This window comes from Micromonospora sp. NPDC049799 (genome assembly GCF_040656655.1).
Lineage (GTDB): Bacteria > Actinomycetota > Actinomycetes > Mycobacteriales > Micromonosporaceae > Micromonospora.
In genome coordinates, this window is sequence record NZ_JBFAMU010000150.1 from 1 (window position 1) to 10702 (window position 10702).

General features: G+C 71.9%; 10 protein-coding genes and 1 pseudogene. 7 read left to right on the plus strand and 4 right to left on the minus strand.

Annotation, left to right across the window (positions count from 1 at the left end):
* Both AB0I76_RS13985 and AB0I76_RS13990 read right to left on the minus strand, forming a co-directional pair.
* The coding region (locus tag AB0I76_RS13985) for a thiamine pyrophosphate-dependent enzyme (protein ID WP_357034420.1) at positions 1–1319 on the minus strand (1319 nt) is incomplete at its 3' end.
* A 56-nt stretch (positions 1320–1375) separates the two neighbouring features.
* Entirely contained in the window at positions 1376–1855 is a 480-nt protein-coding gene (locus AB0I76_RS13990; RefSeq protein WP_357034422.1) for a MarR family winged helix-turn-helix transcriptional regulator, read from the minus strand.
* Positions 1856–1948: 93 nt separating this feature from the next.
* Between AB0I76_RS13990 and AB0I76_RS13995 the strand changes: the two genes are divergently transcribed.
* The 4 genes from AB0I76_RS13995 to AB0I76_RS14010 all read left to right on the plus strand — a co-directional run bounded on the left by AB0I76_RS13995 (position 1949) and on the right by AB0I76_RS14010 (position 4874).
* Positions 1949–2533: an NADPH-dependent FMN reductase gene (locus AB0I76_RS13995; RefSeq protein ID WP_357034424.1), complete on the plus strand. Its 585-nt coding sequence runs from the start codon at positions 1949–1951 to the stop codon at positions 2531–2533.
* Between the two features lie 173 nt (positions 2534–2706).
* Positions 2707–3186 carry a MarR family transcriptional regulator gene (locus tag AB0I76_RS14000; RefSeq protein WP_357034426.1) on the plus strand — a complete coding sequence of 160 codons (480 nt, stop codon included), beginning with the start codon at positions 2707–2709 and terminating at the stop codon, positions 3184–3186.
* On the plus strand, positions 3179–4090 hold the full coding sequence (locus AB0I76_RS14005; RefSeq protein ID WP_357034428.1) for an ABC transporter ATP-binding protein: 912 nt from the start codon (positions 3179–3181) through the stop codon (positions 4088–4090). Before AB0I76_RS14000 ends, AB0I76_RS14005 begins: the two co-directional genes overlap by 8 nt.
* Positions 4077–4874, plus strand: coding sequence for an ABC transporter permease subunit (locus AB0I76_RS14010; RefSeq protein ID WP_357034430.1), 798 nt, complete (start codon positions 4077–4079; stop codon positions 4872–4874). Before AB0I76_RS14005 ends, AB0I76_RS14010 begins: the two co-directional genes overlap by 14 nt.
* A 177-nt stretch (positions 4875–5051) precedes the next feature.
* Here the strand turns inward: AB0I76_RS14010 and AB0I76_RS14015 are convergent, their stop codons facing one another.
* Positions 5052–5456, minus strand: coding sequence for a YjbQ family protein (locus AB0I76_RS14015; protein WP_357034432.1), 405 nt, complete (start codon positions 5454–5456; stop codon positions 5052–5054).
* A gap of 109 nt (positions 5457–5565) precedes the next feature.
* Positions 5566–5979, minus strand: a complete 414-nt coding sequence (locus tag AB0I76_RS14020) for a hypothetical protein (protein WP_357034434.1) — start codon at positions 5977–5979, stop codon at positions 5566–5568.
* A 194-nt stretch (positions 5980–6173) separates the two neighbouring features.
* Between AB0I76_RS14020 and aceE the strand changes: the two genes are divergently transcribed.
* The 3 genes and pseudogenes from aceE to AB0I76_RS14035 form a co-directional block, all read left to right on the plus strand.
* On the plus strand, positions 6174–8918 hold the full coding sequence (aceE, locus tag AB0I76_RS14025; protein WP_357034436.1) for a pyruvate dehydrogenase (acetyl-transferring), homodimeric type: 2745 nt from the start codon (positions 6174–6176) through the stop codon (positions 8916–8918).
* A 265-nt stretch (positions 8919–9183) separates the two neighbouring features.
* A complete protein-coding gene (locus tag AB0I76_RS14030; protein WP_357034438.1) occupies positions 9184–10467 on the plus strand; it encodes a choice-of-anchor B family protein in 1284 nt (427 codons plus the stop codon).
* Positions 10464–10702, plus strand: a pseudogene (locus AB0I76_RS14035) (hypothetical protein); the annotation flags it as partial. The gene AB0I76_RS14030 and the pseudogene AB0I76_RS14035, both read left to right, overlap by 4 nt.

The window sequence follows — 10702 nt, forward strand, 5'->3', positions numbered from 1 at the left end:
CCACCGTCCGGAGTCGTACACGAAGTGCGCCACGACCAGCGGATCGGCGTGGGGGCCGGGCTGGCGAGCTTCGGCTCGTCGAGCACCTCCTCGGCGATGCGGCGCACCTCCCAGCCGATCTCGTCGTAGCGGGCCAGCAGCTCCGCACCGCTGGCGACACCGGCCCGCGCCAGCAGGGCCGCGGCGGCGACGACCGGGTCCCGGTCGAGGTCGGCGTCGATCTCGGCGGTGGTGCGGTAGGCGGTCTCGGCGTCCGCGCCGGCGTGGCCCATCAGCCGTACGGTCGACAGGTGCAGGACCGCCGGGCGCCGGTGCCGGCGCACCCAGGCCGCCGCCTCGGTCGCCACCGCGTACGCCTCGACGAGGTCGCCGCCGTCGGCGGCGAAGTAGCGGATCCCCGGCCGGGACCGCAGCACGGTCTCCACCCAGCCCTTCGGCGAGCGGACGCTGATGCCGAGCCCGTTGTCCTCGCAGACGAAGAGCACCGGGATGCGCAGGCCGGCGTGGTCGGACCAGCCGGCGGTGTTGAACGCGGCGGTCGCGCTGGCGTGGTTGACGGAGGCGTCGCCGAACGAGCAGACCACGATCGCGTCGGGCGGCCAGGGTGCGTGCTCCGCTCCCCCGCCGCCGCCGATGCGGACCCCGTTGCCGGTACGCCGGCCGGCCGTGTCCAGCCGGCGCAGCCGCTCCACGGCGAGACCCATGCCGACCGCGCGGGGCAGGTGCGAGGCGATGGTGGAGGTGGTGGGGACGATGGCCAGGTCGGCTCGACCGAAGACCTTGTGCCGGCCGCCCGCGATCGGTTCCCGGCTGGAGGCGACCATGCCGCGCAGCACGTCGCGGGCCGCCTCGGCGTACGCGGGGGTGAAGGGCCCGTCCCCGACGAGTCCGGCGGCGTCGGTGGGCGCGTCGCCGCCGTCCCCGGCGGACCCGGCGTCCTCGTCGGGCCCGGGCGGCGCGTCGGATGCGGGGGGCGTGGCCTGGGCGGCGCGGACGCAGTAGAAGGCCCCCGAGCGGTAGTGCAGCAGGGCCGGGTCGGTGGGCCGCAGCGCCGCCGCCACCGCGGCGTTGCCCTCGTGGCCGGCGGAGCCGATCGTGTAGAAGCCCTCGGAGAAGCTGCGCAGCCACCGCCCCGCCAGGTCCAGCTGACGGCTGACGACCTGGGCGTCGAAGAGGTCGAGGGCCCGGGCGCCGGTCAGGAGCGCACCGTCGCCGACCGGCTCGGCCGGGTCACGCCGCTCGTCAGCGGCGTCCAGCGCGGTGAGCCTGTCGCGGAACCGGTCGTCGAGATCTTGCGGGGTGGTCACGTCGGACAGCATTACCGACGAGCGCCGTCCCCGCCCACTCGGACACGATCCACCGCCGGCGTGGTGACCTAACTGCCGCAGTCCGTCTCCGGGCAGCCGCCGTCGGACACCTTCCACACCAGCTCACGCAGGGTGGCCAGCTCGTCGGTGGTCAGACCGGCGAGGAGACGGGAGTCCGACATCACCTTATGGACCCGCGCCCGTGTCCGCCGGCCGGCGTCGGTGACCACCAGCGTCTTCTGCCGCCGGTCGGCCGGGTCGACGCGGCGCTCCACCAGCCCGGCCTGCTCCAGCTTGTCGACCAGGGCGGTCACGTTGGACCGGTCACAGCGCAGCTGCTCGGCCAGGTCACGGGCGGGCAGCGGACGGTCCGGGTCGAGCTGGTGCAGCGCGCGGGCGGCCGCCGGGGTGAGGCCCAGCTCGGCGATCTCCACGTCCTGGTAGTGCCGGATGGCCGAGGCGATGTGCATGATCCGGCGCACGGCGTCGCCGGCGACCACGGTCTGGTCGCCCACGTCGGGTCCCGCCGGGACGGTGTTCTGCGCCATGTCTCACATCCTACTTGCCATTCAACAGTTGAGCACCTCTACTATTGACCTGCTCACGCACTTGGTGATGGGCCACGAACAGAGGAGATTCCCATGTCCGACTTCTCGATCCTCGCCATCTCGGGGAGCCTGCGGGACGCGTCGTTCAACACCGCGCTCATCCGCGCCGCTCAGCGGGTCGCCCCCGAGAGCCTGACCATCGAGCAGTACGACAACCTGGGCGCCATCCCCGCCTTCAACCAGGACATCGAGGCGGAGCCACCGGCACCCGTGGTGGACCTGCGGGAGAAGATCGCCGCCGCCGACGCGCTGCTGATCGCCACCCCGGAGTACAACTACGGCGTGCCCGGCGTGCTGAAGAACGCGCTGGACTGGGCCTCCCGGCCGACCTTCCCGGTCACCTCGTGGGTGTCGCCGCTGGCCCACAAGCCGGTCGCCATCATGGGCGCCGCCCCGACCGGCATGGGCACCGTCCGCGCCCAGCTCCAGCTTCGGCAGCTCTTCCTGTGGACCGACTCCGCCGTGCTCAGCAAGCCGGAGGTCATCGTCACCAACGCCCACGAGAAGCTGACCATCGACGGCGAGATCAAGGACGAGACCACCGAGGCCCTGCTGCGCGGCCTGCTCGACGCCCTGGCCAACCGCATCCGCATCGCCCAACTCGCCGCCGCCGCCTGAGGCGCAAGGAAGGGCCCCGCTCAACACCCGCCACGAGCAGAACGGACGTGGTGGTCCCCACCGGACCACCACGTCCGTTCTGTTCATGGGCCGGGGGCGTTCGGCTCTGGGCAACCGGGCGACGTCGGTGTACCGTAGGTTCAGAACTTATTGAACGTTCGAAACGAGGAACGATGTCGGAACTCTCCGACCAGCGCCGGTACGCCGAGGACGCGGCCGTGGTGCTGGGCGGGCTGGGCCTGCCGCCCGCGTACGGCAAGCTGCTCGGCTGGCTGCTGATCTGCGATCCGCCATGGCAGACCAGCACGCAGCTGGCCGCCGCGCTCGGGCTCTCCAAGGGCTCGGTCAGCACCGGCATGCGACTGCTGGAGACCAGCGGGCTCGCCCGCCGGGTGCCGGTGCCCGGCCACCGGGGCCACGCGTACGAGGTCCGGCCGGACGCGGTCATCCGCATCGCCGCCGACGCCACCAAGTTCCGCGTGTTCCGCGAGCTGATGGAGCGCGGCCTGGACGTCGTCGGCGGCGAGGACGCCCCGGGGACCGAGCGGCTGCGGATGATGCGCGACTTCTACGCCTTCATCGAGCGCGAGATGCCGCAGCTCGTCGAACGTTTCGAAGCCGAGTACGGGGCGAAGGGAGACCGCGATGGCTGAGCCCGCCATCCACACCGAGGGCCTGGTCAAGACGTACGGCCGCAACCGCGGCCTGACCGGCCTGGACCTGCGGGTCGAACCCGGGGAGGTGTACGGGTTCCTCGGCCCGAACGGGGCCGGCAAGTCCACCACGATCCGGCTGCTGCTCGACCTGATCCGGCCCACCGCCGGCCGGGTACGCGTGCTCGGCAGCGACCCGTACCGCGACGGCGTCGCCCTGCGACGGAGGATCGGCTACCTCGCCGGTGACTTCGTCGTCGACGGCCGGCAGACCGCCCGGGAGCTGTTGACCTACCTCGGCAACCTGCGCGGCGGGGTGCCCCGCGCCCGGATCGACGACCTGGCCGCCCGGCTGGACCTCGACCTGGGTCGGCCGATCCGCGGGCTGAGCAAGGGCAACCGGCAGAAGGTCGGCGTGGTGCAGGCATTCATGCACTCCCCCGAGCTGCTGATCCTCGACGAGCCGACCAGCGGGCTCGACCCGTTCCTCCAGCACGAGTTCCTCGCCATGGTCCGCGAGGCGCGGGCCGACGGCCGTACGGTCTTCATGTCCTCCCACGTCATGAGCGAGGTCCAGCAGACCGCCGACCGGGTCGGCATCGTCCGCGAGGGTCGGATGGTCACCGTGGCTCGGGTCGAGGAGCTGCGCGAACGGGCCGTCCGAAAGGTGGAGGTCACCTTCGCCGGCCCCGTCGACGCGGCCGAGTTCGCGGCCCTGCCCGGCGTGAGCGAGGTCCACGTCAGCGGCGCCGTCCTGCGGTGCCGCCTCGACGGTCGCGCCGACGCGCTGGTCAAGGCCGCCGCCGGGCACACCGTCGTCGGGCTGCTCAGCGAGGAGCCCGACCTGGAGGAACTCTTCTTCGGCTACTACTCCCGCGAGGAGGCCACCCGTGCTGCTGCGTGACCCCTTCACCAAGGCGCTGCACGACGCGCGGCGGTCGCTGGTCGGCTGGGCCGTCGCGATCGTCGCCGTGGGCACCATGTACGCCGCCTTCTGGCCGACCATGCAGACACCGGAGATGACGAAGGCGCTGGAGGCGTACCCGGAGGGGCTGCTGGAGGCGTTCAACTACAGCGACCTGACCAGCGCGGCCGGCTACCTCGGCAGCGCGGTCTACGGCCTGCTGGTCCCACTGCTCGTCGCGGTCTTCGCGATCGCCGCCGGCGCCCGGGCGGTGGCCGGCGACGAGGAGGCCGGCACCCTCGACCTGGTGCTCGCGCACCCGGTGGGCCGGGTCCGGCTGGCCCTGCTCCGCTTCGCCGCCGTCGCGGCCGGGGTGGTGCTGGTGACCGTGCTGCTCGGGCTCGCCCTGCTCGCCCTGCGCGGGCCGGCACAGTTGGACAGCATCACCCTCGGTGGCTTCGCCGCGATGACCCTGCACCTGGCGCTGTTCGGGCTCGCCTTCGCCGCGCTGGCCTTCGCCGCTGGGGCCGCGACCGGCCGCCGGGCCGTGGCCCTGGGCGCCGGCGCCGGCGTCGCCGTCCTCGGCTACCTGGCGAACTCGGTGTTCCCCCAGGTGGAGGGGCTCAGGTGGGCGCAGGAGCTGTCGCCGTTCCACTGGTACCTGGGAGGGTCCCCGCTGGTCGACGGTGTGCAGCCGGCCGGCGTCCTGCTGCTGCTCGGCAGTGCCGCCCTGCTCGTCGCCGCCGGCACCGCCGCCTTCGCCCGCCGCGACATCGCGGTATGACGGTGTAAGGAGGGGGGCCCGGGGGGCCGCCCCCGCGGGGGGTCTGGGGGCGCCGGAACAAAAACAAGGGGGGGGGGGCGGTCCACCAACCCACCATTCTGCACCACTATTTTAACCACCCCGCCGGGGCGCCCCTAACCCACCCCCAGGCGTTGAGAAGGGGCCCCTCCTTACACCTCAGCCGGGGAGGAACGAGAAGCGGACCTGACGGGTGGGGTTGTCGCCGTTCGGGTCGACCAGGCACACCGACTGCCAGGTGCCGAGCGCGAGCCGCCCGTCGACCACCGGCAGGGTCGCGTACGGGGGCACGAACGCCGGAAGCACGTGGTCGCGGCCGTGGCCGGGTGACCCGTGCCGATGCCGCCAGCGGTCGTCGGTGGGAAGCAGGGCGTCGAGGGCGGTCAGCAGGTCGTCGTCCGAGCCGGCTCCGGTCTCGATGATCGCCAGGCCGGCCGTGGCGTGCGGGACGAAGACGTGCAGCAGCCCGTCGCCCTGACCGGAGACGAACCGTTCGGCCTCGGCCGTGATGTCGCGGACGGTGGGCCGGGAACCGGTCTGGACCGTGATCACCTCGGTGCGCATAGGCCGCATTCTGCCGGAGCCGGCAGGGCCTCGCCGGGACGACCGGTCCGCCGACCACTGCCGCCGGCCCGTCCCGGCGGTCTGCCCCCGCCGGGACGACCGGCCCGCGTCACGAGCTGCCGCCGCCCCCGCCGGAGTCCCCGCCCGAGGACCAGCCGCCGCCGGAATCGCCCCCACCGAAGGACCAGCCGCCGCCGGAGTCTCCGCCGGACGACCAGCCGCCCGGGTCACCGGTGCCGCCGTGGTGCCGGTCGTCGTCGTACGAGGCGCCGTAGTCGCCGGTCGGCCCCGGAACGTAGCCGAAGGCGCCGCCACGCCGTCCCCGCACCACCGGCCGGGGTCCGGAAGCCCGGGTCCCGGCCCGCGCCAGGAGCGCGCCGAGGATGACCAGCCCGCCGCCGAGGACGAGGACCGGCAGCGCCGCGAGATCACCCGCGAGGAAGGTGGCCGTGCCCGCGATGACCACCAACACCGACCCACCCAGTGCCAGCATTCCGCCCATGATCACCTGTCGTCCGTTCATACCCGCACGGTAGGGAGAGCCCGCAAGACGGCCCGACGGACCGTCAGCGGCGGATGGACCTCCGACCAGCAGAAAGTTACCGGCGGGTACCTGTGTTGAGCGTCGCGTCTGGGGGAGGGAGACGTGACGCCAGGTGCCGCGAGGGGGCAGGATGGCGCTAGAGACCTATCCCACACACAACCGAGGGAACGCCTGTGGCTACGGAACGCAAGCGCCCGGTGATCACCGCTGGTCTGCCGAGCCAGCTTCCGGACATCGACCCTGAAGAGACCGGCGAATGGGTCGAGTCGCTCGACGGTGTCATCGACGAGCGCGGGACCAAGCGCGCCCGCTACGTCATGCTGCGCCTGCTGGAGCGGGCCCGTGAGCGCCAGGTCGGGGTGCCGTCGCTGACCACCACCGACTACATCAACACCATCGCCCCCGAGCGGGAGCCGTGGTTCCCCGGTGACGAGCACGTCGAGCGGCGGATCCGGGCGTACGTCCGGTGGAACGCGGCGATGCTGGTGCACCGGGCGCAGCGCCCGGAGATCGGCGTCGGCGGGCACATCTCCACCTTCGCCAGCTCGGCCTCGCTCTACGAGGTGGGCTTCAACCACTTCTTCAGGGGCAAGAACCACCCCGGCGGCGGCGACCACATCTACTACCAGGGTCACGCCTCCCCCGGCATGTACGCGCGGGCGTACCTGGAGGGGCGGCTGAGCGAGCACCAGCTCGACGGGTTCCGGCAGGAGCTGTCCCACCCGGGCGGCGGGCTGCCGTCGTACCCGCACCCTCGGCTGATGCCGGACTTCTGGGAGTTCCCCACCGTCTCGATGGGGCTCGGCGGCCTGAACGCCATCTACCAGGCCCGGTTCAACCGGTACCTGCAGCACCGGGGCATCAAGGACACCTCCGACCAGCACGTCTGGGCGTTCCTCGGCGACGGCGAGATGGACGAGCCGGAGACCCTCGGCGCGATCGGCGTGGCCGCCCGCGAGGAGCTGGACAACCTCACCTTCGTGATCAACTGCAACCTGCAGCGGCTGGACGGCCCGGTCCGGGGCAACGGCAAGGTCATGCAGGAGCTGGAGGCCTTCTTCCGGGGCGCCGGCTGGAACGTCATCAAGGTGGTCTGGGGCCGGGAGTGGGACCCGCTGCTCGCCGCGGACACCGACGGCGCGCTGGTGAACCTGATGAACACCACGCCCGACGGCGACTACCAGACCTACAAGGCTGAGTCCGGCGCGTACGTCCGGGAGCACTTCTTCGGCCGCGACCCGCGGACCCGGAAGATGGTCGAGCACCTCTCCGACGACGAGATCTGGAACCTCAAGCGGGGTGGCCACGACTACCGCAAGCTCTACGCGGCGTACAAGGCGGCGACCGAGCACACCGGTCAGCCGACGGTCATCCTGGCCAAGACGATCAAGGGCTGGACGCTCGGCTCGCACTTCGAGGGCCGCAACGCCACGCACCAGATGAAGAAGCTGACGCTGGAGGACCTGAAGACCTTCCGCGACCGCCTCTACCTGGACATCCCGGACAAGGCGCTGGAGGACAACCCCTACCTGCCGCCGTACTTCACCCCGGGGGAGAAGTCCGACGAGATCGCGTACCTCAAGGAGCGGCGCCAGCAGCTCGGCGGCTACCTGCCGTCCCGGCGGACCAGCAGCAAGCGGCTGACCATCCCGGGCCCGGAGCGGTTCGCCGACGTCAAGCGCGGCTCCGGCAAGCAGAAGGTGGCCACCACGATGGCCTTCGTCCGCCTGCTCAAGGACGTGATGAAGGACAAGGAGTTCGGCAAGCGCTGGGTGCCGATCATCCCGGACGAGGCCCGCACCTTCGGCCTGGACTCGATCTTCCCGACCGCGAAGATCTACTCGCCGCACGGCCAGCGGTACACCTCGGTCGACCGGGAGCTGTTCCTGTCGTACAAGGAGTCGACCGCCGGGCAGATCCTGCACGAGGGGATCAACGAGGCCGGCTCGGTCGCCTCGTTCACCGCGGCCGGCTCGTCGTACGCCACCCACGACGAGCCCATGATCCCGATGTACATCTTCTACTCGATGTTCGGGTTCCAGCGCACCGCCGACGGGCTCTGGGCGGCCGCCGACCAGATGGCGCGGGGCTTCCTGCTCGGCGCGACGGCCGGCCGGACCACGCTCAACGGCGAGGGTCTGCAGCACGAGGACGGGCACTCGCTGCTGCTCGCCGCCACCAACCCGGCGGTGGTCGCGTACGACCCGGCGTTCTCGTTCGAGATCGCGCACATCATGGAGAGCGGCCTGCACCGGATGTACGGGGACGCGCAGGAGAACGTCTTCTACTACCTGACGGTCTACAACGAGCCGATCCTGCAGCCGGCCGAGCCCCAGGACGTGGACGTCGAGGGCCTGCTCAAGGGCATCTACCGCTACTCCCCAGCTCCGCAGGTGGGCGGGGACGCGCCGAAGGCCAACATCCTGGCCTCCGGCAGCGGCATGCAGTGGGCGCTCAAGGCGCAGCAACTGCTCGCCCAGGACTGGGGTGTGGCCGCCGACGTCTGGTCGGTGACCTCCTGGACGGAGCTGCGCCGGGACGCGGTGGAGTGCGAGGAGCACAACCTGCTGCACCCGGGCAAGGAGCAGCGGGTGCCGTACATCCAGCAGAAGCTGGCCGACGCCGACGGACCGAAGGTCGCGGTCAGCGACTGGATGCGCGCGGTGCCGGATCTGATCTCGCGCTGGGTGCCCGGCGACTACACCTCGCTCGGCACCGACGGCTTCGGCATGTCGGACACCCGGCACGCGCTGCGCCGGCACTTCCACGTCGACGCCGAGTCGGTGGCGGTCGCGACGCTGCGGCAGCTCGCGCTGCGCGGCACGGTGCCGGCGAACGTGCCGGCCGAGGCCGCCAAGAAGTACGCGATCGAGGACGTCACTGCGGCCCCGGTCGGCGAGACCGGCGGGGACAGCTGAGGCGTACGCACGACAGCAGGGCCCGGCGCGGTGTCACCGCGCCGGGCCCTCGTCGTCTCACCGGCGGTGGTATGACGCATCCGGTATCGCGGCCGTGCTTTGTCCGGGACCCCCACCGGCCCCACAATATTCTCAGGGATCGATGCGTTCAGGGTTTCCCGCGGTGCGATGGAACCCGGACCGGCCCGGTGGACCTTCCCGTCGCGCCCGTCCGCCGACCGATCGGGACGCCGACGCCGGGCCGGCGCGACGGTAGGGAGTCCCCATGCGAGTCGTTCGCATCATCACCGCCCTGGCGGTCGGCGCACTGACCGTCACCATGCTCGGGTCGGTCTCACCCTCGGTGGCGCACGCGCCCGACACACCCGCCGGGCGGGCCTCGGCGCAGGAGTTCATGGCCCAGCGGGAACCCACCCAGCGGCTGGCCGCCGCGGCTGCCGCCACCTGCACCAACGGCCAGGCCGCCGGTTATCCGTGCCGCAACGTCGACCTGCTGTCGTTCCTGCCCCTGGCCAACATGGGCGGCAGCCAGGCGAACGACATCTGGGGCTGGACCGACAGCACGACCGGCAGGGAGTACGCGCTGGTCGGCCGCCGTAACGGCACCTCGTTCGTCGACGTGTCCAACCCGACCGCGCCGGTCTACCTGGGCAACCTGCCCGCGTACCAGAACCGCACCGCCGTCTGGCGGGACATCAAGGTCTACCGGAACCACGCCTACGTGGTGGCCGACGTGACCGGCCACGGCATGCAGGTGTTCGACCTGACCCGGCTGCGGGGCGTCACCTCCCCGAAGACGTGGACGGCGGACGTCCACTACAACCGGTTCGGCAACTCCCACAACATCGCGATCAACGAGGCCACCGGCTACGCGTACGCGGTCGGCTCGAACACCTGCAACGGTGGGCTGCACATGGTCGACATCCGCACCCCCAGGTCACCGGCCTACGCCGGCTGCGTCAACAACGACGGGTACACGCACGACACCCAGTGCGTCGTGTACCGGGGACCGGACACCGCGTACACGGGCCGGGAGATCTGCGTCAGCTCCAACGAGGACACGGTCACCGTGGTCGACGTGACGACGAAGTCGTCGCCCCGCCAGCTCGCCCGCATCGGCTACTCCGGGCGCGCGTACACCCACCAGGGGTGGTTCACCGAGGACCAGCGGTACTTCCTCCTGGACGACGAGCTGGACGAGTCCCGGCGCGGGGTCAACACGCAGACGTACATCTGGGACCTGGCCGACCTGGACGCACCCCGGCACATCGGCACCTACAGCGCCCCCGTGGCGGCGACCGACCACAACCAGTACGTCAAGGGCACCTACAGCTACCAGGCCAACTACCGGGCCGGCCTGCGCATCCTGGACCTGCGGGACGTGGCTGCCGGACGGGCCACCGAGGCGGGCTACTTCGACGTCTACCCGTCCAGCAACAGCAACTCGATGAACGGGGCGTGGAGCACGTACCCGTACTTCCCGAGCGGGATCGTCGTCGTCAGCGGCATCGAGCAGGGGCTCTTCGTACTCCAACCCCGGTTGTCGTGACCGCGACCAGCGACCGGCGGCTGCCGGCCGGCAACGTCGAGGGGGCGTCCCGCACGGGGCGCCCCCGCCCCGACGACATGGCCGGTTCCGCATCGCCGGTCCCACCCACCGGCCGGGCCTACCGCTGGGCCGCCGCCGCGCTGGTCCTCGGCCTGGTCCTGGCGGTCGGCTTCGCCGCCGGCCGGGTCGGCGCCCGGTCGGCGGGCCCGGTCCGCGCGGCGCTGCCGGCAAGCGC

What these genes read in the sequence shown, in the direction of transcription:
- AB0I76_RS13990 (WP_357034422.1), bottom strand. Translation starts at nt 1,855, where the DNA reads ATGGCGCAGAACACCGTCCCGGCGGGACCCGACGTGGGCGACCAGACC.
- AB0I76_RS14015 (WP_357034432.1), bottom strand. Translation starts at nt 5,456, where the DNA reads ATGCGCACCGAGGTGATCACGGTCCAGACCGGTTCCCGGCCCACCGTC.
- AB0I76_RS14000 (WP_357034426.1), top strand. Translation starts at nt 2,707, where the DNA reads ATGTCGGAACTCTCCGACCAGCGCCGGTACGCCGAGGACGCGGCCGTG.
- AB0I76_RS14005 (WP_357034428.1), top strand. Translation starts at nt 3,179, where the DNA reads ATGGCTGAGCCCGCCATCCACACCGAGGGCCTGGTCAAGACGTACGGC.
- AB0I76_RS13995 (WP_357034424.1), top strand. Translation starts at nt 1,949, where the DNA reads ATGTCCGACTTCTCGATCCTCGCCATCTCGGGGAGCCTGCGGGACGCG.
- AB0I76_RS14020 (WP_357034434.1), bottom strand. Translation starts at nt 5,979, where the DNA reads ATGAACGGACGACAGGTGATCATGGGCGGAATGCTGGCACTGGGTGGG.
- AB0I76_RS14030 (WP_357034438.1), top strand. Translation starts at nt 9,184, where the DNA reads ATGCGAGTCGTTCGCATCATCACCGCCCTGGCGGTCGGCGCACTGACC.